The sequence below is a fragment of the Streptomyces sp. NPDC051172 genome, from assembly GCF_040682555.1.
Lineage (GTDB): Bacteria > Actinomycetota > Actinomycetes > Streptomycetales > Streptomycetaceae > Streptomyces.
Genome location: NZ_JBFBBE010000097.1, coordinates 1 through 25,851 on the forward strand (window position 1 = coordinate 1; position 25,851 = coordinate 25,851).

Genomic DNA, 25,851 nt, shown 5'->3' on the forward strand with positions numbered 1-25,851 from the left:
CTGCCATCGACATCACCATCGCCCCACCCCCCCCGCCCCCCCCCCACGGCGGCAGCACGCGACGCCGTACGGCAGGCCGCGGCCCGGCGGCCGTCCCGGCCCACCGAGCAGGTGGTGCAGGTGCAGATCGGGCGGCTCGAAGTGACGGCGGGCGAGATGCCGGCCGGCGGCGGACGGCAGCGCGCGCCCGCCAAGGACCGGCCCGCGGCCACCTTGAGCCTCGCGGAGTACCTGGAGCGGGGACGCCCGTGAACCGCCGACAGGAAGCAGCAGCACGACCGGCGGGACGACCCGTGAGCCGGTCGGCAGGCCGAGAGGAACCGAGGAACTGACGCCATGAGCAACGCACTTGCCCTCGCGCATGTCACCCAGGCCCTCGCCCTGCTGATCGAGTCCAACCTGGGCCCCGAGATCGACATGGCCGTCAAGGTCGAGCCGCGCAAGCCGCCGGCCGATCCGCCGGCCGAGCCCACCATCTCCGTGTTCCTGTACCAGGTCACGCCCGACACCTCGCTGCGCAACAGCGACCTGCCGACGCGCGCGGCCGACGGCACCCTGGTGAAGCGGCCCGTCGCGGCACTCGACCTGAACTTCTTGATCACCGCGTACGGCGACGAGACGGAACTGGTCGGCCAGCGGCTGATCGGCTCCGTGGTGCGCACCCTGCACGAGATCCCGGTCCTGCCCAAGGACATCATCGAACTCGCCGGAGAGCGGCCCTACTTGGCGGGCAGCAACCTCGCCGAGTCGGCGCAGCGCGTGCGGTTCACGCCGACGGTGATGGACGTCGACGAGACGTCGAAACTGTGGGGAATGCTCTACCAGACCCCGTACACCCTGTCGGTGTGCTACCAGGCGGCCCTCGTCCTCATCGACGGCCGGGAGACCCCGGTGCCGGGCAAGCCGGTCGAGCGGCCCGAGGTGCGGGTGCTGCCGTTCGGGGCGCCGGGTGCACCGGTCCCTCCGGGGGCCCAGCGGGCAAGTGACGGGCCATCAAGTGAAGCGGCCTCCACCGAAGTCGTGCACGAGAAGGCGGACACCCCCGCCGTGACACCTGCCAAGAAGACCGCGAAGGCTCCTGCGAAGACCGTCGCCAAGGCCACCACCAAGGCGCCCGCGCGCACCCGCAGGGCGGCGCCCCGCGCGGCCAGGCCCGCCCCGCGCCAGGGCGACGACGACACCACGGAGAACTGAGCGGCATGGGGGAATACGAGCACGGCGCGCAGGGCGGCCGGACGACGCTGACCGCGGAGATCCGGCGCGTCCTGGCCCGTGTCGACGCGCATGCGGCGCGGTCCAGCCAGAAGACCGGCGTACCCGGCGCCCAGGTGGTTCCCGCCGAGGGCCCCGACACCGCCCCCCTCGACGCCCTCGTCGCCTGCTTCAGCCTCACCGCCTTCGAGCGTGACCTCGTACTCCTCGCCGCCGCCCACGAGTTGGAACCCACGGCCGCCGCCCGGTGCGCCACCGCCGCCGGCGACCCGGAGCGGACGTACCCGACCTTCTCCCTCGCTCTCGCCGCCCTCGCGGAGCCGCACTGGAGCGCGCTCACCCCCGTGGCGCCGCTGAGGCGGTGGCGGATCGTCGAGTTGGACGACGAGTCACGGCTGACCACGTCCCGGCTGCGGCTGGACGAGCGGATCCTGCACTTCCTGCTGGGCTCGCCCTATCTGGACGCCCGGCTGCACGGGCAGCTCCGCCGCACCCCCGTGCCGAAGGCGCTGACACCGTCGTACGACCTGGCCGCGAGCAGGCTCGCCGAGGGCTGGACGACGGGCGCAGAGACCGGCGTGCCGCCGATCGTCGAGGTGACCGGCGGGGACCTGCGCAGCCGGGCCGACATCTCGGCGGCCGCAGCGGCCAGGGCGGGCCTTGGCCTGTACACCATGAGCGCCGAGGACGTCCCGTCCGACCCGGCCGACCGCGACCGGCTGGCCCGGCTGTGGCAGCGGGAGGCGATCCTGCTGCCCGCCGCGCTGCTCGTCGAGGTGGGCGAGCTGGACCGCGACCAGCGGGCGGCGACCGAGTCGTTCCTGGCCGGGGCGGCCGTACCCGTGGTGGTGTCGAGTGAGGACCCGCTGCGTTCGGAGCGTTCGTACGGGGCCCGGGTGACCGTGCCGCGGCTGGACGACGACGAACAACTCGCCCTGTGGGCAGGAGCTTTCGAGTCGGTCGGCCTGGATGAGGGCGAACTCCGTTCCCTCGTGGCCCAGTTCCAGCTGCCACCGCATGTCGTGCGGTCCGCGGCCGCCGCCGTACACCGCCGCCTGCCGCACGAGGACGACTACGACGCCGCCGAACTCGCCTGGCGGGCCGGGCTCGACGAGGCGCGGATCGGCATGGACGAGCTGGGCCGGCGGATCGCACCGCAGGCCGGCTGGAACGACCTGGTGCTGCACGAACGGCAGACGAGTGTGCTGCGGGAGATCGTCGCGCACGTCCGGCAGCGGGCAACCGTCCACCAGGAATGGGGATTCGCGGCCACCCTGCGCCGCGGCCTCGGCGTCACGGTGATGTTCGCGGGCGGCTCCGGCACCGGCAAGACGCTCGCCGCCGAGGTCATGGCGAAGGAACTCGGCCTCGACCTCTTCGTCATCGACCTCTCCCAGGTCGTCAGCAAGTACATCGGCGAGACCGAGAAGAACCTCCGCCGGGTCTTCGACGCCGCCGAACGAGGCGGCGCACTCCTCCTGTTCGACGAGGCCGACGCCCTGTTCGGCAAGCGCAGCGAGGTCAAGGACAGCCACGACCGGTACGCGAATCTGGAAGTCAGCTATCTGCTGATGCGGATGGAGGCCTACCGGGGCCTCGCCGTCCTCACCACCAACATGAAGAACGCCCTCGACACGGCGTTCCTGCGGCGCATCCGCTTCGTCGTCGACTTCCCCTTCCCGGCTGAGCACGAGCGCGCGGAGATCTGGCGCCGGGTGCTGCCCCCACAGGCCCCGGTCAAGGACATCGACCCGACCCTGCTCGCCCAGCTCACCGTCGCCGGCGGCTCGATCCGCAACATCGCCCTGTCCGGGGCCTTCCTCGCCGCCGAGGAGGGCGACCGGCTGCAGATGCGGCACATGCTGGCCGCGGCCCGCACCGAGTACCTGAAGCTGGAGCGCTCGCTGACGCCGACGGAGGTCCGCGGATGGGTGTGACGTCCTCCCGGGACCGGGAGCCCTCGGCGATCCGGATCGAGGTCGGCGAGCTGGTGCTCGACGGCTTCCGAGCCGAACCCGAGCGCGTGTCGGCAGCGTTCGAGAGCGAGTTGACGCGCCTCGTACGGCTGCACGGAGTGCCCCTGGCCGCCGACGGCCCGCTGGCCGTCGACGCGCTGTCCGGGCTGCCGCCGCTGCCCGCCGGGCTGTCCGCGCGCCGCCTCGGCCAGGAACTGGCGCGTGCCGTGCACGAGGGACTGAGCGGACACGGGGAGGTGGGCCGGTGAGTTCCCGGACCCAGGACGCCGCTTCGGAGCAGGCCGCCGAGCAGCGGCGCCGCAAGCGCAAGGAGCGGGCCGCCAAGTCCCGTGCGCCCGAGCCGAAGAACATCGTCAGCGGCGCCGGACAGCCCCTCGACCCCGGCCTGCGACGGGAGCTGGAGGAGCAGCTCGGCCACGATCTCAGCCGGGTACGGCTGCACACGGGCCGGGACGCCGGGCAGCTGACCGAACTGCTGGGCGCCGACGCCGTCGCCGTCGGCCAGGACATCCTCTTCCGCGAGGGCGCCTTCAGGCCCGGCACCGACGAGGGCCGCCGCCTGCTCACCCATGAGCTCCAGCACACGGTGCAGAACCCGCACGGCCTCGGCGCGCTGCGGGCCGGCCGCGAGCTGGGCGCCGTCAGCCTGCCGCAGCAGGCGATCGAGCGGGAGGCGGAGACGGCGGCGCAGGCGGCCGTCCGGGAAGAGGCCGCCCCGCAGGTCCAGGAGGGCCAGGCCACCCCCGGCTGGCTGCGGTACGCGACGGTGGACGCCGACCGGCAGCGCGCGGAGGCGATCGACCCGGCGACCCTCGTCGACCGGCTCGCCAACTCCCTCGTACGCTCGCTGCGCGGCGACCCCGAGGACCTCTCCCAGCGCACCCGCCGCCAACTGGCTGAACTTCCCGCCGAGTTGCTCGACAGCGTCCTCGCCCGCCTGGAGGGCCGGCTGCTCGGCCCGGAGCACGACCGGGTGCTCGACCTCGTCGACGACATCGAGGCATACGACGACTTCGCCGACGACCGGGTGGAGCGCGACGCGCATGATGTTCCCGACGTCGAGCCGGACACGGCGGAGGAGGCGCGCGCCGAGCGGGAGAGCGCACGGCGCAGGGCCCAGGAGGACCGGGCCGACCAGGACCGGCCGGCCGCCGCGACCGGTCCGGAGAAGGAGCGGGCCGAGCGGGCGGGGGCCCCGGGAAGCACCCCGTCGAACGGCGGCACACGTGAGCAGCAGCAGGCCGATTCCGAGGCGCGCGCCCGGCGCGAGCGCGACGAGTCGGACGCCCGGGAGCGGCGGCAGCGGCCGGGGACCGAGGCGCGCGGCGGCGGGGCTCCGGCGGCCGGGGTACGGGACGAGACCCCGTCGCGGGACGCCTCGTCCTCGGCCGGGCAGCAGGCGCAGGACACGTCGGCCGCCGCGTCGGCGGGGCCGTCGGCCGGCGGGCAGCAGGAGGCGTCCCAGGGCGCCGAGGGCGGCGGGCAGGCGCAGGAGCAGGAAGCCGACAAGGGCGAGCAGGACCAACAGCAGCAGGCGCAGCAACAGAGCGCCGCAGGTGAGCAGGGTGTCCCCGTCGCCGGCGCGGAGGAGTCCGCAGCCCGCAACCGGCCCGGTGTCGCAGACCAGTTCGCGGCCGGCCGGCAGATCCCGCAGGCGGACAAGCGGGGCTCGGACCGGCCGACGGGTTCGCCCGCGCCCGGCCCGGACATCCCGCTGCCCACACCGTCGAGCGCTCTGGACGGCGTACGCAACCAGGACCTCGACGGCAGCGAGGAGGCGGCCGACGACGAGGGCGCGCTCTCCGACAGCACCTCGGAGGTGGAGGTCGGCGGCGCCGAACCCAGCGCCTGGGACATCAACCTCCAGCCGGAGGACTTCCTGCCGCAGCAGGACCCCGATGTGTCCGGGGTGCCGACGGCCGGCCAGGGAGAGACAGCCGGCGCGTCCCTGCCCGACTTCCCGGCGCCCCCGCCGACCAAGGCCGACCAGGTACAGGCGGAGCGCGACGCGGAGGACGCCGAGGACGCGGCGGCTCAGGCGGACGTCGAGGACAACACCGCCGAAGCACCGGCCACCGAGCCCGCGCCCTCGGCCTCGCCCGTGACCGTGGGCGGTCCCGGTGACACCCTGTTCTCCGGTCTGGAACCGGAGGAGAAGGCCACCGGACTGCCGGACGTCGGCGCCGCCTCGAAGGACCCGAAGAACGGCGACAATCCGAAGGCCGGTCCCGTCGCCGCGCAGACCACGGTGCAGCAGGCCCCCGGTGCCCGGCAGACGGGCGGATCGGACGGCGGCGGGGCCGTGCAGGAGGGCGCGGCCAAGCAGGAGAAGGGCACCCCGGCCGCGGGTGAGCAGGCCACTACCGCCCAGGAGAAGGGCTCGCAGCAGGCGGCGGGCGGCACGGCCGCGGCGCCGCAGACCGCCTCCGCGTCCTCAGGATCCACATCTGCTGGTGGGGCCGAGCACACGCAGGCCGTCGCCGATGCACCAGCCGCGCGTGACTCGCAGGTCACCGGGGGCTCCAACGCGGACCGGCCCGGCAGCGCGACCAGCGGCGCGCAGAGCGCGGCGCAGCCCGGGGCGGGCGGCTCGACCTCCGGTATGTCAGCCCGGAGCACGACCACGCGGCCTGCCACCGCACAGCCGACAGGCGGCCAAGCCGCCCGGCCCGCATCCACGCCGGCCACGGCAGAGGCGGCCGAGGATGCGATCGGTGCCGCACCGGAGCCGGACCCGGCGCCGGCCGGTGCCCCGGCGGCCGCCACCGCGAGCGCGCCGCGGGCCGGTGGCGTCGCCAGCAAACCCGCAGGCAACGGGAAGGGCAAGAAGGACTCGGCGCCCGCCCCGAACCTCTCCCAGGTCTCGCCCGAGGCGGGCCTGAGCACGGCCGCCACGCTGAAGCCGTATCAGGCCTATCAGGCCATGGGCGGAGTGAACGGTGCGGTGGACCGCAGCGTGGGCGACGAGCACAAGCAACTCGCCGCCGCGCCGCCCTCCATGCAGCGTCCGGCGGGCGCTCCGCAGACTCTTGAGGGCAAGCCGAAGACCGACGCGCCCGCCCGGTACTCGCAGGACCCGGCGCAGAAATCCCAGGCTCCCCAGCAGGAGAACGCCCAGGTCACGGGTGCGAAGGAGCCCGAGGGGCAGATCGAGGCGGAGAAGGCCGAGCCGCCGGACGGCTGGCAGACCTTCAAGATGGCGCTGGGCTTCGGCATCGGCTGGCTCGCCTCGGAGCTCGGCTTCCACGTCGACAAGCAGGAACTGGCCGCCAAGTTCGCCGGGCTGCCCACCAAGGACGAGGCCCTCAAGCAGGCCCAGGCGGGCAACGCGCCCGGGGTGCAGATGCAGGGCGCGGCCCAGCAGACGTCCGACGAACAGGGCGGCGCCGTCGACGCGAAGGGCCAGGAGACGCTCGACACGGCACGGGACGACTCCGGCCGTTCGATGGGCGAGAACCAGGTCTACCCCGATGCCCCGCAGGAGGAACTGAAGGGGAACGTCCCCGGCACTCAGGCCGCGCCGGGCGCGATGCCGGAGGGGGCGCCCACGGGTGCCGTACCCGCGAATGCGGCCTCCGCGGTGGCCGAGCACGACAAGGGGCCCGAGTTCCAGGCGGCGTTCAGCCGGGGCCAGAAGGGCATGTCCGACAGCCGCCAGACCAAGGACAAGGGCTTCCGCGACTCACAGCAGAAGAACCGGCAGCAGGTCGGCAGCGAGATCGACAAGAACACCCGGGACCAGGCGGGCCAGCGGTCGCAGACCCTCGACGAGGTCACGGCACAGCGCGAGGGCTGGCGCAAGGACCAGGACCAGGCCCTGAAGACACTGGGCGACAAGAAGAACGACCGTACGGACAAGGTCCGCAAGGACGTCCAGGACCGCGAGAAGAAGACCGACGACGACGTCACGCAGCAGAAGACCGACAGCGACAAGCAGATCAAGGACAAGGGCGACCAGGCCGAGTCGGACGCCAAGAGCAAGGCGGACAACGCGGCCCAGGACTCGGGCAACTGGCTCACCAAGGCCTTCGACTGGATCAAGCAGAAGGTCATCGAGATCAAGAACGCGATCGTCCAGGTCATCCGGGACGCTCGTGACGCGGTCGTCAACTTCATCAAGAACTTCAAGGACACAGTCGAGCGCTGGATCAACGAGGCCCGGTCGTTCATCGTCGACACGATCAAGAGTCTGATCGAGGACCTGATCCAGTTCGCCGTGGACATGGTCAAATCGATCATCGAACTGGCCGAACGCATACGGAAGTTCGTCACCGATCTGATCGCGCAGGCGATCGCCCTCGTCACCCGGCTCGCGGCACAGCTGAAGCAGATCGTCACCGACCTGCTCAACGAGCTCGCCAAGATGCTCAGCGACATCCTGAACATCCTGAAGAAGATGCTCATGGACGTCATCAAGTCGGTCATCGACGCGGTCAAGACGATCCTGCAGTACGCCTCCCAACTCCTGGGCGCACTCGGCGAGTTCATGATGATCGCGATCGACTTCCTGGACGACCCCGGCGGCTGGCTGAGCGGCGCGAAGAACTCGGCGGTCGACGGCGCGGAGCACTACATGTTCCGCGAGGTCCAGACGGCCGTGAAGCAGTGGTTCCAGGAGAAGATCCAGCAGATCCTCGGCATCCCGCAGATGATCATCGACAAGCTGATCAAGGGCGGCTTCTCCCTCGAACGGATCGTGAAGGAGACCTGGGACGCGGTCGTGCCCCAACTCCCCTTCATCATCGGCGAGATCATCATCACGAAGGTCATCGCGAAGCTGATCCCCGGCGCCGGTTGGGTGATGGCCGTCATCGACGCGATTCGCACGGCGATCGGCGCCCTCGGACAGATCCTGACCGCGATGGGCGCGGTCCTGTCCTGGCTGCGAGCGGTCCGCCAGGGCGGCGCGGGCCTCCTGTTCGCCAAGGCGGTCGCGGCCGGCATCGTCGCCCTGCTCGAACTCGCCTACCAGTACCTGCTGAACGCCATCGGCAAGTACGTCGCCAAGGTGGGCCGCCGCCTGAAGGGCATCGCAGGCAAGCTTGTCGGCCGCGGTGGCCGGGAGGGCGAGGGCCCGGGCCGGCGGCCGGCGGGGGGAGCCGAGGACGCGGGGGCTCCGCGCGGGGAACGCCCGTCGGAGACGGCGCCGACGGACCGCCCGACCACGCGCCCCAAGGACGCACCCGCGGCCTCCGACCGGCCGAAGGGAAACACGGAGGACCCCGCGCGGAAGCCCGCGACCGGTGACACGGACACCTCGGCTCGCCCGAAGACCGGGGAGCCCGGCACCGCCCGCCCGAAGGAGGACCCCACGGGGAAGCCCTCCGACAAGCCGGACACCCGCCCCACACCGACGGCGAAGCCCAAACCGAAGCCCGAGCCGGAACCGAAGGCCCCCGCCGAGAGGACTCCGGAGAGGCCGAAGGACTCCGCCCCGGAGAAGCCCAAGGACTCGACCCCGGACAAGCCGAAGGACGAGACCCCCCAGCGCCCGAAGGAGCCCGAGAAGTCACCGGGCACGAACAAGCCCAAGGACGGAGAACCGGGCAGGCCGAAGGAGGGCGAAGCGGGCAGGCCCAAGTCCCCCAAGGACACCGAGGAACCCAAGAAGCCGGGCCATGGCAAGGACGAGGACCCGAAGAAGCCCAGGGGCGACGAGGACGGCAAGCCGCGCAGGCCGAAACCGGACGAGCGCGAACCCCGTCGGCCCAAGAACAAGCCCGACAGGGAAAGGCCCGGCAGGCCCAAGTCGAAGAGGGACAAGGACAGGCGCAAGAAGAAGGAGGACTCGAAGGACTCCAAGCAGGAGCGCCTGCAGAAGATCATCGCGCGGATAGAACCGAAGGAAAGGAGTAGTCTGGAAAAGGGAATCGCCCGGAACAGGCACCTCCAGCGGCTCGACCTGTACCGGATCTGGTATCGGCTCACCGCACTGACCCGGAATCACCCGCCGCACTTCGAGATCGAAGCTGAACTCAACCCGAAGGGCAGAGTGATCGGCGGTACGGAGGCGCCGCAACAGGGCTTCGACGCCAGTGGCGACGACCTGGGTGACAGGACCAAGCCGGAGGACTGGCTGAATGCGCCGCACCGGAAGAAGGGTCTGCCACCGGTCAAGTCACCGAAATTCCGGGACAATGCGCTGGCCGGCGACTTCACTTCCCAGTACCTCAACGCGAAATTCGCCGCTGAGGAGGGTTCGAAGAACACCGCACGGACGCCCGATCCGATCGGATTTCGCTACCTGGGCAAGAACACGCTGAACGACAGCGAACAATGGGACCGAACCCATCTCCTGCCGTCCGAACTGGGTGGCAACACCATGAACCAGAACCTCGTGCCGGCGCGGCACTACCAGAACATGAGACTCCGGGCGACCGAGGGTCCCGCCTTCAAGTGGATAAAGAACGGGAGCCGTATCGCCTGGTATCAGGTGGAGATCGCCTATCACCCGGAACTTCACGCTCCGGACGGCCGGGTCACCCAACCTCCGGGTTTCCCCAGCCGCCTTCGTACCGCATGGGGGAAGTACGAGCAGAAGGACGGGACCAGCGGTGAGAGTGATACCCACTGGGACAAGATGGGGCTGGAGGAAGAAGTCATCATTCCCAACATGGAGAAGCCCCCGACTCTTCCCGAGCACCGCACCATCAACGTCAACACGGAGAAGGACCTCTACCGTCTCAAGCTCGCCCTTGAGGCCAGGGATTCGCACATGACGGCGATCGTGAAACTGCGGCCCTTCGTGGACGAGGTCGACATGGTGAACAAGTTGCAGGCGTACAACCAGAGGTTCAAGCTGGACAAGATCAAGAAGCGCTTGCTCCAGCTGAGGACGGCAGGCCGTCTCCAATTCTGAACGGGGGAAGCCCCACTCCTATCGAAGGTCAGGACACATGGATGCGTTGACGCGAAGCGAAGAGCAGCAGCTCGAATCCATCAGGGAGCTGAAATCTAATCCCCTGTTCGAGGTGACGGACGAGCAGGAGAGCCGGTCGTTCCCCATCTCCGACTTCGACCCGCTGTCCGGGACGAAAGAGGAATGGGCGGACGTACGGCTCAGCGCCGAACTCAAGGACTGCGCCCTGCGGTTCTGGTCCCTGTCGTGCCAATGGCATTGCGTGGACCCCGAGCTGGAGCTGCACGGCGAGTTCTGCCTCCCACACCTCTACCGGGCACTTCTCCGTGACGCTCCGCGCTACAACGACCTTGCCTCGGAACGGGAACGCTCCCTGATGTCGGAGCTGCGATTGATCGACTTCGCTCCTGTCAGGGCGACGGGCGAGGCGGCCTACATCCGGATCGAACCGCACAAGGATCGGTTGGAGATCTGGTACCAGGACCGCTACCTGTACGACGAGGACACCAATAGCCAGGGATTTCTCCGGATGGATCTCGACTACTGCGCTTATCTGGAGGCTCTGCGCCTGACGAAGGGCGCCTTCGGCTGGCAGATGCTGTTCGTCGACGTGGAATTGCGCGGTCTTGAGTTTCGGCGGCATCGGGAGAACCTCACGGCCATGCTGCGGACCTTCCCCTCGGCCTTCCCGCAGTACGACTACGCACCGCTCATCAGCCGCCTGGAGGCCCGCCTGTGACCCGCTACGCCGACATCCCCAAACCCATCCGCTCCGGAATAGTCGTCGTCAACCCGGACACCGGCACCCCCCAGCGCATCATCGTCCTGCAGTTCAACCCGGACACCCTGGAGCGCAGCATCGCCCCCCAGTCCGCCGGGGACAGCGGTGACGCGGGGAGCGGTGGTACCGGCAGCGGGGACCGGAACGAGGCGCTTCGGCTCAAGGGGCCGGCGCAGGAGACCTGGAAGTTCACCGCCGAGATCGACGCCACCGATCAGCTGGAGATCGCGGCGCCCGACGGCATCCACCCGCAGCTCGCGACGCTCGAAATGCTCGTGCAGCCCACCACCGCGCAGCTGCGCGCCGCGAGTCGGCTGGCGCAGAACGGGACCATCGAGATCAGCCCGATCGAGATGCCGTTGACGCTGTTCACGTGGGGGAGCAAGCGGGTCATGCCCGTGCGGCTCACCGAGCTTTCCGTCAATGAGTCCGCCTTCGATGTGAATCTCAATCCGATCCGGGCCTCGCTGAGCATCGGGATGAAGATCCTCACCGTCAGTGATCTGCCTGCGGGGCACCGTGGCGCCGATCTGTACATGGCCCACCTCGCGCAGAAGGAGCGGCTCGCCGCGGCCGCGCGCGGCGGGAGTCTCGGGGCCCTCGGGCTGCCGGGTGCCGATGTACTGAGTGGAAGGGGCTGAGACCGCGAGCATGGCTGACATCGAGTCCTACGAGAGTGCCCTGAGCGCGATACCGGGCGCTCACCCGTACCCGCGCACCAGCCGCTACCACGACGCCGAGATCGGCATTCACGTCCGGGAGGACGGCACCGAAGTCCGTTACGCCAAACGTCGCTTGCTGCCCCCGCTCGATGCCCAGGAGACCCAGGAGCATGTCGTGGGGGCAGGGGAGCGACCCGACTTGCTCGCCCAGCGCTACTTCGGCGACCCCGGCCAGTGGTGGCGGATCGCCGACGCCAACCCCGTACTCGATCCACGGGAGTTGACCGACGAGGCCGGGCGGGTCGTCGACATTCCCGAGCCGGGGGGACACCGGCGTGTCTGAGCAGCCAGTCGGGCAGGGCCCCGTCCACATCACGCTCCTCATGGGGCCGAAGCTCGTGAAGCCCGTGCCGGCCGAGGTGACCGAGGCACTGCTGTCCGCGCAGATCACCGCCACCGCGGGGGAGAGAAGCGGGTTCCAGCTCGCTTTCGACCTCACCAAGACCGGGATCATCAACCAGCGGCTGCTGCCCGAGGGGTTCTTCGATCCGAAGACGCGGATCATCGTCACCGTGAGCGTCCGCGGCACCACCGACGTGCTCTTCGACGGGCTCGTCGTGCGTCAGGAGGTCGGTGCGAGCAATCAGCCGGGCCACTCCACCCTCACCGTCACCGGCGAGGACCTGACCTTGCTGCTGGACCTGGAGGAGCGCACCGTCCGGTATCCCAACCTGCCGCCCTCCGAGCGGGTGCTGAGCATCCTGCGCCGCTACTCCGACTACGGCATCCGGCCCGATGTCTACGCCGAGAAGATCGCCCAGCCGCCGCATCAGGACCTGCGGGTGCACTACCAGACCGGTACGGACCTTCAATACGTCACCGATCTCGCACGTGCCAACGGCTACACGTTCTATCTCGAACCGGGGCCCAACCCCGGCCAGTCCTCCGCCCGTTGGGGCCCCGAGGTCCGTCTCGGCATCCGTCAGCACGCCCTCAACGTCAACATGGACGCCAATACGACCGTCGATCAGCTGACCTTCGCGTACGACGGGACTGCGCGAGAAGAGCCGCAGGCCCGTTGGCAGGATCCGGGGACCCGCGTGTCCACCCTCCTTCCCCAGCCGCCGATCAGTCCGCTGCGTCCGCCCCTCGGACGCCGGCCCACCCCGGCCCTCAAGCGCAAGACCCTCTCCGGCACCGCCAAACAGCAGCGCGAGCAGGCCGAGGCCGAGCTGCTGGCCCGGGCCGCCGTCTCCGCGGACGTCGTCTCCGGATCCGGATCGCTCGACGTCAACCGGCACGGATACCTCCTGCAGCCACGCCAACTGGTCGGTGTGCGCGGCTCGGGACGGGCGTACGACGGCGACTACTACGTCAAGTCCGTCACGCACAACCTGCGCCCGGGGTCCTTCCAGCAGAACTTCACCCTCTCCAGGGAAGGCCTGGAGGCCCGTAGCGACTACGTACGGCCGTGACAACCCGAAGACACCCCGACGTCCCATCCACCAGGAGCAGTTCAGCATGGCGGCACCCAACAATCGCTACCTCGGCAAGTTCCGCGGCCGGGTCGTGGACAACAACGACCCGCTGCGTATCGGCCGTATCACCGTCGAGGTCCCGGACGTCCTCGGTGACGAGCCGTCCACCTGGGCGCTGCCCTGCCTGCCGTTCACCGGGCCTCAGGCCGGGCAGTTCGTGGTGCCGGCCCCGGGGGCCGGTGTGTGGGTGGAGTTCGAGCAGGGGGATCCCAGTTTCCCGGTGTGGACCGGGTGCTGGTACGGGGCCGCCGAAGAGCTGCCGCCCGACGCGCGGCGTGCGCTGCAGGCGAACTCGCCCAGCAAACCGGTCGTCGTGCAGACACCGGGCGCGCACAAGATCGTCATGGACGACACCGCCGGTGCCGAGCAGGGGATTCTGCTGCAGGCCCAGGGCGGTGCCTATATCCGCATCACCAAGGAAGTCGTCGTCATCGCGAACGGAGCGGGCGCCGAAATCCTGCTGCAGGGCGACCACGTCACCATCAACCAGGGCCAGTTGACCGTTCGGTCGAAGCGCTAGCAACACGGGGGAGAAGAGAAGTTGTCCGGGAGTCTGCTCGACGCGAGCGCCGTGATCGGCTGCCCGCACGGCGGCCGGGTCACCGCCGCCACCACACCTTCCGGCGGCGTACGCATCGGGGGCGCCGCCGTCGCGACGGGCGCGCACACCTACGTCGTCACCGGCTGCCCGCACACCGTCGCCGGAGCGCCCTCGCCGTGTGTGTCGGTCCGCTGGACCGGCGGCGGCAGCGGCGTCACGGTCGACGGCGCGCCCGTGCTGCTCGACACCTCCGCAGCCGAGTGCTTCAGCGCGGCCTTCGTGCCGCAGGGACCGCCCGTGGTCCAGGCCGCACAGCGAAAGGTCACCGTCCGATGAGCCGCGCCACACGCCGACACCGGCGCACCGACATCGCGTTCCCCTTCCACGCCGACCGCCGCGGGCGCACCGCAGAGGCCGGCCACGCCGCGCACGTCCACGACCTGATCGAGCAGCTGCTGTTCACCAGCCCGGGGGAGCGTGTCATGCGCCCCGACTTCGGCTGCGGACTCCTCGATCTCGTCTTCGCGCCGAACAGCCCCGAGCTGGTCAGCACCCTCGAACTCTCCGTGCAGGCCTCGCTGCAGCGCTGGCTCGGCGACCTCATCGACGTCGTGGCCCTGGACGTCGTCAGCGACGAGAACGCCGTACGCGTCCATCTGTCGTACGTCCTGCGGGCCACCGGAGCCCGGACCGACGACGTCTTCGAAGGGAGGGCGGCATGAGCACGGGCACGACCACCTCCCGCCGCGCCAAGGTAAGAGCCGCTCGGCTCAACGGAGTCGACGCCGTCGAGGTCAGTGACGACGGGCTGCTGCTCACCGTCACCTTCCTCGGCAAGGCCCCGCACGGCCTCGGCCCCGAGAACGTCCGTATCGACGGCGGCCGCCGTATCACCGGCATCACCGCCGTCGACCTCAGCGTCGAACGCGAGGAGGACCCGGAGCTCGACGACCGGCTCTACGTCACCCTCGACCGCGCCGGCGACACCTCGCCGTACGTGTTCGCACTCGTCGAGACCGACCCGTACGGCCGTCCGGGAACCGAACCCTTCCGGGGCTTCGACCAGCGCTACCACCGCGCCTCCTTCTCCTTCCGGCCCGACTGCCCGACCCCCTTCGACTGCAAGGACGACGGGCCGGAGCCGGACGGCTTCCCGGCCGCACCCGTCGTCGACTACACCGCTCGCGACTACGACACCATCCGCAAGCTGCTCCTGGACCGGCTGGCGCTCACCACCCCCGACTGGGTCGAGCGCAACCCCGCCGACCTGGGCGTCACACTCGTCGAGCTGCTCGCGTACACCGGCGACCAGATCAGCTACCAGCAGGACGCGGTGGCCACCGAGGCCTACCTCGACACCGCGCGCCGCCGGGTCTCCGTACGCCGGCACGTCCGGCTCATCGACTACGCGATGCACGACGGCTGCACCGCACGGGCCTACGTCACCGTGCAGACCGCCGGTGACCACACACTCGCCCCGGGCACCTTCCGCTTCGCCTCCGTCGACGTCCGCGCCCTCGACCCGCACGACCGGCCCCTACCGGGCACGGTCATCGACGAGATCGACCTCGGCGACCTGGACGAGCGCGGCTCGGTCGAGGTCTTCGAACCGGTCGTCGCCGCCGACCCGCTGGAGCTGAAGGTCGCCCACAACGCGATCCGCCTGTGGACCTGGGGCGGCGAGGTCTGCACCCTGCCCAAGGGCGCCACCTCGGCCACCCTGCGCGACGAGTGGGACGACCCCGAGACCTGCCGCAACCGCCAACTCGCCCTTCGCCCCGGCGACTTGCTGATCCTGGAGGAGGTCAAGGGCCCGCGCACCGGCACCCCCGGCGACCAGGACCCGAGCCACCGGCAGGCCGTACGCCTCACCTCCGTCACCCCGGGCATCGACCGTATCGAGGACCAGCCGGTCCTGGAGGTCACCTGGGCCGCCGAGGACGCCCTGCGCCTCCCGTTCTGCCTCAGCACGCGCGGCGGCCGCGACTGCCTGCCCGTCGAGGACGTGACCCTGGCCCGCGGCAACGTCGTCCTCGTCGACCACGGCCGCACCCTCACCGGCCTCCCGCAGACGGCCACCGTGCCGCCCGAGCCGGCCGTGGTCGCCTCCTGCGCCCCTCCCGCCTTCGGCTGCCACGACCGAGCGGAGGGCAACGCCCCGGCCCGCCTGATCAACGCCCTCACGGACAAGACGGAGAGCGCTCAGGCCCTCGTACCCGACGACGTCCGCGAGCTGTTCGAGGTGGTCGGCGAGGCGGCGACCGTACGCGCCGGAATCGGGCTGGAGCGCGCCGGGCAGCGGCACGAGCGCGTGGTGCCCGGCACCGCGTACGCCCAGGCGGCAGCCCTGCGCACCCTGCTCGCACAGTCCGTCTACCCGGGCCTCGCACCGCGCTTCCGGCCCGTCCTTGCGCGTACGCCTGTCGTGCAGGCGGTGGCCTTCCCCGACGCGCAGGCCGTGGCCGCCGGGCAGGCCGCCCGGATCGCCGCGATCCCGGGAGCGGTCCGGCAGCGGCTCGTCGAACTGTGGCGCAGCGCCCGCGACCGCGACGGACTCGGGGACGAGGAGATCGACGAACTCACCGTCATCTACGGCCTGAAGGTCATCGAGCGGTTCGAGCTGCGCACGCATCCCGTCCGTGCCCTGCGTGAACTCCTGCACCGGAACGACGAGTTGCTTGACACGAAGCTGCAGCGCGTGGCGGTCCTCGCCGCCCGGGCGCGTGCGGGCACGGTCCTCGACGGGCACATCGCCTGGGAGATCGCCCACAGCTGGGGCCCGGTGTACGCGGCCGGACTGCACCCCGACGAGCCGGTGCTGCGCGGCTCCGCGACCGCCGCGCTCGCCCAGGACCCGCGCCGCGCCCTGCCCGCCGTACGCGTCGAGGACGGCGACCTGACCTGGCTGCCCCGCCGCGACCTGCTGCACAGCGGCCCCCGCGACCGGCACTTCGTCGGCGAGCTGGAGGACGACGGCCGTATCGCCCTGCGCTTCGGTGACGGGCGGCACGGTGCGAGGCCGAAGCCGGGGGCACGCCTCGCCCTGCACTACCGGCTCGGCGGCGGCATCGCGGGCAACGTCGGCGCGGAGGCCATCAACCACCTGGTCGTCCAGAGCGACTGCGCACAGCCGCCGGCCGCCGTGGTCCGCAACCCGCTGCCCGCCATCGGCGGCACGGAGCCCGAACCGGTCGAGCAGGCACGCCAGTTGGCCCCGCTCGACCTGCGCCGCACCCGCCTGCGCGCGGTCACCGCCGAGGACTACGCGGCCCTCGCCGCCCAACTCCCCGGCGTACAGCGCGCCGCCGCCGAGATCCGCTGGACCGGCAGCGTCCAGGAGGCCCACATCGCGATCGACGCATACGGCAGCGCCGACCCGCCGGCCGAGCTGCTCGCGCAGGTCGAGCAGTCCCTGGAGGCCTACCGGCGCATCGGCCACGACCTCGTGGTCGGCCCGGCCCGCCTGGTACCGCTCGACATCGCGCTCACCGTCTGCGCCAGGCCCGGCCACCAGCACGGACAGATCCTCGCCGAGCTGTACCGCGTGCTCGGCAGCGGCCGACTGGCCGACGGGCGGCTCGGGTTCTTCCACCCGGACGCGCTGACCTTCGGCGAACCCGTGCGGCTCAGCCAGCTGGTCGCCGTCGCCGCGGCCGTACCGGGAGTGGAGAGCGTCCAGGTCACCCGGTTGCGGCGGCTGTTCGAACAGGACCGAGGAGAGAGGGAGGACGGCGTGCTGCGGCTCGGCCCGCTGGAGATCGCCACCTGCGACAACGACCCGGACCGGCCGGAGAACGGCCTGCTGGCGATATCCCTGGGAGGTGCGGCCCGATGACCGCCACCGATGAGTGCACCTGCGGCTGCGGCGGCCACGACGAGCGCCTCGCGCCCGCCCCGCTGCACAACCCGCCCGGCCGCACCGCCCTCGACTACCGCGTCGGCGAGTACGGCTCGTTCCTGGCCGCCCTCCTCGACCGGCTCGCCTCGCCCGCGTACCCGGCCCTGGAGGGGCTCACGGTCCGCACCCCGGACGACCCGGCGATCGGGCTTCTCGACGCCGCCGCCGTCCTCGGCGACCTGCTCACCTTCCACTCGGAGCGGATCGCCGACGAGGCGTATGTCCGTACGGCGAACGAGCACCGGTCGCTGGTGCTGCTGGGGCGGCTGGTCGGGCACCGGCCGCGGCCCGGTGTCGCCGCCGCGACGCATCTCGCGTACACGCTGGAACGGGATCCGCGTGCGGAGACGCTGCCCGTCGTGATCCCGCGCGGGGCGCGTGCCCACAGCGTGCCTGCGTCGGCCGACGAGGAGTCGTTGACCTTTGAGACCAGTCGGGACCTCAGCGCCCGTTGGGACTTCAACGAGCTGGAGGTGCGCAGGCGGCGGCCGTCCCTGGTGACGCCCGACGATCTCGAGCGGCGGTCCGAGCTGTTCGTGGAGGGCACGGCGAACTCCTTGCAGGTCGGAGATCAGTTGCTCTTCGTGTTCGGGGAGCAGGCCGGCGGGGAACGGAAGCTGCTTCCTGTCGCCGGTGTGCGGGTCGACCGGGACGAGGACGTCACGGCGATCTCGTTGCCGAGGTCCGCGCCGCCGACGCTGAAGGAACTCGTCGACGAGGTGCGGCGGTGGATTGCCCTGCCTGCGGGGCCGGGCGAGCCGGGGGAGGAGCCGCCCACGCCGGAGGTGCCCGATCCCCGGCCTGTCAGCCGCTTGATCGAGGACTTCGAGGATCAGGTTCTGGCGCCGCTGCGGGTGGACTTGGACGGGGTGAAGACGCCCGAGGGGCTTGCGGCTGTGCTGGCGGAGCCCGTTGCCCGGCTCGGCGAGGCGCAGGTGCTGGCGGCGCCTTGGGAGGAGGTGGCTGCGTGGTTCGAGCAGTTGCAAGCTGTGCTTGATGAACTCGCTTACCGGGCACTGGAGTTGGCGCCTGCGCAGAGCGCCGAAGGGGGTGCCGGCGAAGGTTTTCGAGCGTCTGCTGCGCCGTCTGGGCTTGTCGCGCCCACGCGGCGGAAGTCGCAAATCCAATACAGCCCCGCGCCCCTTGGGCGCGGTTCGCGTGCCGCCGCCTTTCAGGCGCTGGCGGCTGTCCTTCCCGCCCTGCGCGCCCAGTCTCCCGCCTCACCAACCGGAACCGGCACCCAGCTGCCCGGCACGGATACCGCCCGGCTTCTCCGCGCCCTCAATCCCTCCCTCGGCAGTCTCTACCCGGCCTGGCGTAAAGCTGCTGCCCCGGGATCTGCCCAGTTGCTCCGCGCCCTGCTCGCCATGCGTGTCACCGCCGCGCCCTTCGGTTCCACCGCGCCGCTCAAGCCTGTTCAGGACGACAAGGGGCGGGTCATCCGGTCCGCCGACTGGCCGCTCACGGGGGCCGTGTTGACCGGGATGCGGGTCGTGTACGACACCGCGGGCAAGGTGCCGGTTCGGGCGGAGTTCCAGTATGTCGAGGGGAACAGCTCCGATCAGCGGGCCGTGACGCTGCCGCTCGCTCAGCAGGTCAACTTCGGGCTCGGTCCCGGGCATGTCGACCTCGACAGCGGCTCCGGCCAGGAGCCCGCCGTCAGCATCCACCTGCGAGACGGCCTCCCCGAGCGCACCCTGACGGTGTCCCGGCCGGGCGACGACGGGCTGGTCCACGTCGGCATCAACAACGGGACCGCGCAGGACGTACCCCTGCGGCCCGGCATCCCCGTCCAGTTCACCCACGGCGAGTACGAGGTGAGCCTGCGCTACACCACAGGGAGCACCGAGCCGAACGTCGAGATCGTCATCGCCAGCAAGCCGGCGCCGGTCAACCGCCGTGTGCTGCAGCTCGACAGCGTGCACACGAGCATCACCGTCGGGAGCTGGGTTGCCGTCCAGCGTCCGGCCAAGGGCGCCCAGGACGGCATACCCGGCGACCCGAAGCTCGCGTTCGTCACCACCCAGGTCGTGGCGGCGCGTACGGCGGCGTACTCCAACTACGGCATCACCGGCCGCGGCACCGAACTCACCCTGGCCGACCCGTGGCTGGACGAGTTCGACGTGCTGCTCTCGCACATCCGCGACACCACCGTCCATGCCGGGGGCGAGCCGCTGCGGCCGGCGGACGAGCCGCTCGGCGAGGACGTGCACGGCAACGAGATCGAACTCGCCGAGCTGTACGACGGGTTGCGTCCCGGGCGGCTGCTCGTCGTCACCGGGGAGCGCAGCGACATCCCCGGGATTAGCGGGGTGACCGCCGACGAGGTCGTCACGATCGCCGCCGCCGATGCCGCCGTGGACCCGCAGCTGCCCGGAGACCGCGTCCACACCCGACTGACCCTCACCGCGGATCTCGCCCACCGCTACCGCCGCGGGACGGTCCGCATCCTCGGCAATGTCGTCGAGGCCACCCATGGTGAGAGCCGGGAGGAGGCCATCGGAAGCGGTGACTCGGACCGCGTGGGCCAGACGTTCGCGCTCTGGCAGTCCCCGCTGACCTGGCTCGCCGACGACAATCCCCTCGGCGCCACACCGGTGCTGGAGATCAGGGTGGACGGCGTGCAGTGGCACGAGGTCGACAGCCTCGCCGGACGCGGACCGCGCGAGCGCGTCTACATCACCGGCACCGCCTCCGACGGCCGTACGACGGTCACCTTCGGCGACGGCATCCACGGCGCCCGGCTGCCCAGCGGCCACGAGAACGTCCACGCCCGCTACCGCTTCGGCACCGGCAAGGCGGCCAACATCCCGGCGAGCCGCATCACCCAGCCCCTCACCCGCCCGCTGGGCGTCACCGCCGTCACCAACCCACGCCCGGCGACGGGCGGCGCGGACGCCGACGGTCCCGGACTGACCCGCCGAACGATCCCCCTCGCCGTCTCCGCCCTGGACCGGCTCGTCTCGCCGGCCGACTACGAGGACTTCGCACGCTCCCGCGCAGGCATCGGCCGGGCCGCGGCGCGCGAACTCTTCGACGGGCGGCGGCGCGTGCTGCACGTGACCGTCGCGGGTACGGACGATGTGCCTCTGGACGGCGACTCGGACACGCTGCGTGCCCTGCGCGGGGCGCTCACCGAGTACGGCGACGGCAACCTGACCGTCCGCGTGGACGTGCGCGAACTGGTGCTGCTGCTCGCCGCGGCCAAGGTGAAGGTGGCCCCCGATCACGCGTGGGAGTACGTCGAGCCCCGGCTGCGGGCGGCACTGCTGCGCCGGCTCGGTTATGAGGGACGGGAGTTGGGGCAGCCCGCGCGGCTCTCCGACCTCCTCGCCACCGCCCACACCGTGCCCGGCGTCGACTATGTGGACGTCGACGTCTTCACCGGCGTCCCCGCCTCCGCCACCCCCGGCGAGCTGGCCGACCTGCTCAGCGACCCCGGCGAGCCCCGCTCCAGCGTGCCCGCGCACCCGGCGGCGTACGACGAGAAGATCCACACCGTCCGCGACACGCACGGCGAGACGCTGTCGTCCGTCTGCGCCCGCTACGGCATCCCGCTCGCCGAACTCCTGCGCCTCAACCCCGACATCACCGACACCCGGCGCCTGGCGAAGGGCCGCTCGGTGTACGTCTTCCGCGGCATCCGCCCCGCCCAGCTGGCCCTGCTGTCCCCGCGGGCCGCGGACACCCTCATCCTCACGGAGGTCAAGTGATGGCCGCGCATTCGGCGGAAGTCCAGTTCGACACGGCCGCCCCGGTGACCGCTCGCGAGCCCGACGGTCTCGCCGCCCTGCTGCCCCGCTGGCACCTCCTGCGCGACGCCGAGGAGGGCGAGCCGCTGCGCGCGCTCCTCGCAGTGATCGCCGAGCAGCTCGACCGGGTCCGCGACGGCGTGGAGCAGGGCTACGAGGACCTGTTCGTGGAGACGGCGGCGCCCTGGGTGCTGCCCTACCTCGGTGACCTCGTCGGTTACCGCACCCTGCCCGGTTACGAGCGCGTTCTCACCACCGGTCTGCACGAGGGCGGGCGGGCCGCGCTCGCCGAGGCCGTCGCGCCGCGCGCGGACGTGGCGGCCACCGTCGCCAACCGCCGTCGCAAGGGCACACTGCACCTGCTGGAGGAGATCTCCGAGCAGGCCGCCGGCTATCCCGCCCGCGCCGTCGAGCTGTCGCGGCTCCTCGTCCACAACCAGTCGGTGAAGCTGTACCGGGACACCGGCAGGGGCCGCCTCCTCGACCTCCGGGACGGCTCGGCGCTCGCCCTCCAGGGCGGTCCCTTCGACACCACGGCCCGCACGGTCGACGTCCGCCGCGCCAACTCCGCGCGCGGTCAAGGTGGTTGGAGCCCTGCCGGAGTCGGCCTCTTCGTCTGGCGGCTCAAGGCGTACTCGCTGACGTCCTCCCCGGCGTACTGCATCGACCGCGCCCGCAACCTCTACACCTTCTCGATCCTCGGCAACGACAGCCCCCTGGTGACCAAGCCGGTCCCGGAGCCGTCGCCCACGCACATCGCCACCGTCGACAACGTCCCGGCGTTCATCACGCGCCGTCTGCTCCACGACCGGCTGCTGGACTACTACGGACCCGGCAAGAGCTTCGTCATCCGGCGCGACGGCGAGGACAGGCCCGTACCGCCGTCCGACATCGTGGCGGCGGACCTGTCCGACTGGCGCTACCGGCCCGGGCGCGGGCAGATCGCCGTCGACCCGGAGCTCGGGCGGATCGCGTTCGGGTCGCGGTCGGCGCCCCGGCAGGGCGTGTGGGTGGACCACCACTACGCGTACGGCGCCGACATGGGCGGCGGCGAGTACGGGCGGCCCGACCGCGTGGACCGGCCGGACGCGACCTTCTACCGGGTCGGGCCGGGACAGCCGTACCGCCAGATCATGGACGCCTACCGGGCCTGGCAGCACGACCGTCGGGCAGGGAGCACCGGCCCCGACGGCATCATCGAGATCACGCACAGCGGCGCCTACCAGGAGCAGCTGGACTTCGACCTCGACCCCGGCGACCGGCTGGAGCTGCGCGCGGCCGAGGGCACCCGGCCGGTGATCCGGCTGCTCGACTGGTACAGCAACCGGCCCGACGCCCTCAACGTCCGTGCCGTACAGGAAGACTGCGCGCCGCACGAGCGGCCGCGGATCGTCCTCGACGGGCTGCTGGTCGCCGGACGCGGCATCAACGTCACCGGGCCGATGGGTGCCGTCGTCGTACGGCACAGCACCCTCGTACCCGGCTGGTCCCTGGAGCCCGAGTGCGAGCCGCACTCGCCCGAGGAACCCAGCATCGTCCTGGACCGCACCACCGCCTGCCTGCAGATCGAGCACAGCATCCTCGGCACCATCGAGGTCATCGGCGACGAGGTGAGCGAGGACCCTCTCGACATCCACCTGCGCGACAGCATCCTGGACGCCACCGGGCACGACCGCGAGGCCCTGTCCGCCCCGGACTGCCGCCATGCCCACGCCGTGCTCCACGTGCACCGCACCACCGTCATCGGCGAAGTCCACACCCATGCGGTGGAGATCGCCGAGAACTCGGTCTTCACCGGCAGGCTGAACGTGGCCCGGCGTGGCGTCGGCTGCCTGCGGTACTCGGCGGTCCCCGCCGGCTCGCGCACCCCGCGACGCCATCGCTGCACCGCCGTACGACCGTTGTTCGCGTCGGTGCGCTACGGGACGCCCTGGTACGGGCAGTTGGCCGACCGCTGCCCCGAGGAGATCAGGCGCGGCTCGGACGACGGCGCCGAAATGGGCGCCTTCCACGATCTGTACCGGCCGCAGCGCGAGGACGGTCTGCGGGCGCGGCTCGCGGAGTACACGCCCGCGGGCACGGACGCCGGGATCTTCTTCGTGACCTGAGCAGCGCCGCCGTACGACCCACCCGCAGAATCCTGAACCAGGGGGACCCCCTTCATGCACGCTGATCTCTCCCGTCTCACCTTCCGGCCGGAGCGGCACTACTCCGCGGTCGTCGCCCAGCAGGGCCGCGTCCAGCTCGACGCCGACACCAACGAGCAGACCGCGATCCAGCTCCACCAGGCCCGCACCCTCGCCGCCGACCTGATCGGCCGCCACGGCGGGCCGCGCGACGCGGCGGGCCGCGACATCGCGGGCTTCCGCATCGAGTACGTGGGCGGCAAGCACGACATCGACACCCTCTTCATCCAACGCGGCCGCTACTACGTCGACGGCATCCTGCTCGACGCGACCAGGCCCGCGCCCGGAGTGCCCGTACCCGACGAGGACGCGCACGACGAGGACACGCCGACACCACCTGACCGGTGGACGTACTGGGACCAGCCCGACGCCTACCGCGACCCCGAGAGGCCCGGCGACCGGCTGCCCTCGCCCGCCCAGACGCCGTTCGTGGTCTACCTGAACGTGTGGGAGCGGTCGGTGACCGCGGCCGAGGACCCCGCACTGCGCGAGGTCGCCCTGGGGGCCGCGATGCCGGACACCGCGGCCCGGGTGAAGGTGGTCTGGCAGGTACTGCCGCTCTCCCTCGCCGAGCTGGCGATCGAGGACACCGACCCGACGAAGGACGTCGTCCGCGCGGCCTTCGAACAGTGGGCGCAGAAGCAGTCCCTGTCCTCGGGGCGCCTGGCCGCCCGCAGCCGGCGGCCCGACCACGCCGACGAGGACCCGTGCCTGGTCAGGCCCGATGCCCGCTACCGCGGAACGGAGAACCAGCTCTACCGCGTAGAGGTGCACACGGGCGGCGAGGCGAAGGACGCCACCTTCAAGTGGTCCCGCGAGAACGGCTCGGTGGTCTTCCCGGTCGACGAACTCGACGGCACGTGGGTGCAGTTGGCGTCCCTCGGTCATGACGACAAGCTGAACCTGGACGTCGGTGACTTCGTGGAGTTCACGGACACCGCGTATTCCTCGCGTCTGGAGGCCCTGCCCCTGCTGCGGGTCGAGGAACTGGACCTGCCCGGCCGCCGGGTCCGGCTGTCCGCCGAGCCCGAGCCGGGTGTCGGACGGCGGCCCGACCTGAACCCGTTCCTGCGCCGCTGGGACCACCAGGAGGGGCCCCGCCGCCAGGGGCGTTCCACCTCCCTGACGGGCGGCGCGGTGCCGGTGACCGAGGGCGAGTGGCTGCCCCTGGAGGACGGCGTCGAGGTGTACTTCGCCAAGGGCGGCGGCTACCGCACCGGCGACCACTGGTTGATCCCCGCGCGCACCGCCACCGGCAGCGTCGAATGGCCGACCGACCCCGCGCGCCGCCCGCTGCTCCAGGGGGCCGCCGGCATCACCCGCCACCTCGCCCCGCTCGCCCTGGTCAAGGGCGAGGAGGGCGCCGTCGACCTGCGCTTCGGCTTCCGCCCGCTGGCCGGCAGCATGCCCGCCGCCGACGAGGCGACCCTTGCGGCGGAGGCACAGGCACGCCGTGAGGAGCTGGCGGCCGAGGACCCCTCGCACGGACGGTCGCAGACCACCGCGGAAGCGGAAGCCGCAGTGGGCGAGGGCGTGTGATGGCCACTCCCATGACGGCATCCCAGTTCCTGCAGATCCTGCGCGCCGAGGGCCTGACGGTCCACGAGGTGGGCAACTGGCGCACCCACAACCGCAATACGAAGGGCCCCTGGGGCCCGGTGAACGGAGTGGTCATCCACCACACCGCCACCTCGGGCACCGACAGCTCCGTGAACCTCTGCTACAACGGCTATGCCGCCCTGCCCGGCCCCCTCTGCCACGGCGTCATCGACAAGCAGGGCGAGATCCACCTCGTCGGCTACGGCCGCGCCAACCACGCGGGCCTCGGCGACCACGACGTGCTGCGCGCCGTCATCGACGAGACGACGCTGCCGCCCGACAACGAGGCCGACACCGACGGCAACCGGCACTTCTACGGCTTCGAGTGCATCAACCTCGGTGACGGCCGGGACCCCTGGCCCGAGGCGCAGCTGGAGGCCATCGAGAAGGTGTCCGCCGCCGTCTGCCGCCATCACGGCTGGAGCGAGCGGTCGGTCATCGGCCACAAGGAGTGGCAGCCCGGCAAGGTGGATCCGCGCGGCTTCACCATGGACGGCATGCGCAGACGGATCGCCGGGCGACTGGCCGGCCAGGGCGGCTCGGAGCCCGATCCGAAGCCCGCCCCGTCCAAGCCCTCGTACGCACCCTTCCCGGGCGCCTCCTTCTTCCACGACGGGCAGAAGTCCGCGGTGATCACGGCCATGGGCAGGCGCCTGGTCGCCGAGGGCTGCAGTCACTACGAGGAGGGGCCGAGCCCCGAGTGGAGCGACGCCGACCGCGAGTCCTACCGGGCCTGGCAGCGCAAGCTCGGCTTCAAGGGCAGGGACGCGGACGGCATTCCGGGCAAGGTCAGCTGGGACCAGCTGAAGGTGCCCGCGACCTGAGGGGCCGTCCGAGCGCTCCGGCC

Annotated in this window: 16 protein-coding genes and 1 pseudogene; all 17 read left to right on the forward strand. The window is 71.4% G+C overall.

Annotation, left to right across the window (positions count from 1 at the left end; all coding sequences use genetic code 11):
- Nucleotides 1-252: pseudogene (locus AB0N07_RS38130) on the forward strand (hypothetical protein); the annotation flags it as partial.
- Nucleotides 253-336: 84 nt separating this feature from the next.
- Nucleotides 337-1,194 carry a DUF4255 domain-containing protein gene (locus tag AB0N07_RS38135; protein ID WP_365843284.1) on the forward strand — a complete coding sequence of 286 codons (858 nt, stop codon included), beginning with the start codon at nt 337-339 and terminating at the stop codon, nt 1,192-1,194.
- Nucleotides 1,195-1,199: 5 nt separating this feature from the next.
- Nucleotides 1,200-3,149 carry an ATP-binding protein gene (locus AB0N07_RS38140; RefSeq protein ID WP_365843286.1) on the forward strand — a complete coding sequence of 650 codons (1,950 nt, stop codon included), beginning with the start codon at nt 1,200-1,202 and terminating at the stop codon, nt 3,147-3,149.
- The gene (locus tag AB0N07_RS38145) at nt 3,140-3,436 is read left to right on the forward strand and encodes a hypothetical protein (RefSeq protein ID WP_365843288.1); all 297 of its coding nucleotides are present in this window, start codon (nt 3,140-3,142) and stop codon (nt 3,434-3,436) included. Before AB0N07_RS38140 ends, AB0N07_RS38145 begins: the two co-directional genes overlap by 10 nt.
- The gene (locus AB0N07_RS38150) at nt 3,433-10,047 is read left to right on the forward strand and encodes a DUF4157 domain-containing protein (RefSeq protein WP_365843290.1); all 6,615 of its coding nucleotides are present in this window, start codon (nt 3,433-3,435) and stop codon (nt 10,045-10,047) included. The genes AB0N07_RS38145 and AB0N07_RS38150 overlap by 4 nt, the downstream gene beginning before the upstream one ends.
- A gap of 37 nt (nt 10,048-10,084) precedes the next feature.
- Nucleotides 10,085-10,786, forward strand: a complete 702-nt coding sequence (locus AB0N07_RS38155; protein ID WP_365843291.1) for a hypothetical protein — start codon at nt 10,085-10,087, stop codon at nt 10,784-10,786.
- Nucleotides 10,783-11,469, forward strand: coding sequence for a hypothetical protein (locus tag AB0N07_RS38160; RefSeq protein ID WP_365843292.1), 687 nt, complete (start codon nt 10,783-10,785; stop codon nt 11,467-11,469). The genes AB0N07_RS38155 and AB0N07_RS38160 overlap by 4 nt, the downstream gene beginning before the upstream one ends.
- Nucleotides 11,470-11,479: 10 nt before the next feature.
- Nucleotides 11,480-11,833 carry a hypothetical protein gene (locus AB0N07_RS38165; RefSeq protein WP_365843294.1) on the forward strand — a complete coding sequence of 118 codons (354 nt, stop codon included), beginning with the start codon at nt 11,480-11,482 and terminating at the stop codon, nt 11,831-11,833.
- Nucleotides 11,826-12,965: a hypothetical protein gene (locus AB0N07_RS38170; protein ID WP_365843296.1), complete on the forward strand. Its 1,140-nt coding sequence runs from the start codon at nt 11,826-11,828 to the stop codon at nt 12,963-12,965. The genes AB0N07_RS38165 and AB0N07_RS38170 overlap by 8 nt, the downstream gene beginning before the upstream one ends.
- 46 nt (nt 12,966-13,011) lie before the next feature.
- Entirely contained in the window at nt 13,012-13,548 is a 537-nt protein-coding gene (locus AB0N07_RS38175) for a phage baseplate assembly protein V (RefSeq protein WP_365843298.1), read from the forward strand.
- 21 nt (nt 13,549-13,569) lie between these two features.
- The gene (locus AB0N07_RS38180) at nt 13,570-13,905 is read left to right on the forward strand and encodes a hypothetical protein (protein ID WP_365843300.1); all 336 of its coding nucleotides are present in this window, start codon (nt 13,570-13,572) and stop codon (nt 13,903-13,905) included.
- Nucleotides 13,902-14,291, forward strand: coding sequence for a GPW/gp25 family protein (locus tag AB0N07_RS38185; RefSeq protein WP_365843302.1), 390 nt, complete (start codon nt 13,902-13,904; stop codon nt 14,289-14,291). Before AB0N07_RS38180 ends, AB0N07_RS38185 begins: the two co-directional genes overlap by 4 nt.
- Entirely contained in the window at nt 14,288-17,404 is a 3,117-nt protein-coding gene (locus AB0N07_RS38190) for a putative baseplate assembly protein (RefSeq protein ID WP_365843304.1), read from the forward strand. The genes AB0N07_RS38185 and AB0N07_RS38190 overlap by 4 nt, the downstream gene beginning before the upstream one ends.
- Nucleotides 17,401-21,180: a putative baseplate assembly protein gene (locus AB0N07_RS38195; protein ID WP_365843306.1), complete on the forward strand. Its 3,780-nt coding sequence runs from the start codon at nt 17,401-17,403 to the stop codon at nt 21,178-21,180. Before AB0N07_RS38190 ends, AB0N07_RS38195 begins: the two co-directional genes overlap by 4 nt.
- A complete protein-coding gene (locus tag AB0N07_RS38200) occupies nt 21,180-23,327 on the forward strand; it encodes a hypothetical protein (protein WP_365843308.1) in 2,148 nt (715 codons plus the stop codon). The genes AB0N07_RS38195 and AB0N07_RS38200 overlap by 1 nt, the downstream gene beginning before the upstream one ends.
- 54 nt (nt 23,328-23,381) lie before the next feature.
- A complete protein-coding gene (locus AB0N07_RS38205) occupies nt 23,382-24,944 on the forward strand; it encodes a DUF6519 domain-containing protein (protein ID WP_365843310.1) in 1,563 nt (520 codons plus the stop codon).
- On the forward strand, nt 24,944-25,828 hold the full coding sequence (locus AB0N07_RS38210; RefSeq protein ID WP_365843312.1) for a peptidoglycan-binding protein: 885 nt from the start codon (nt 24,944-24,946) through the stop codon (nt 25,826-25,828). The genes AB0N07_RS38205 and AB0N07_RS38210 overlap by 1 nt, the downstream gene beginning before the upstream one ends.
- Nucleotides 25,829-25,851: the final 23 nt, after the last annotated feature.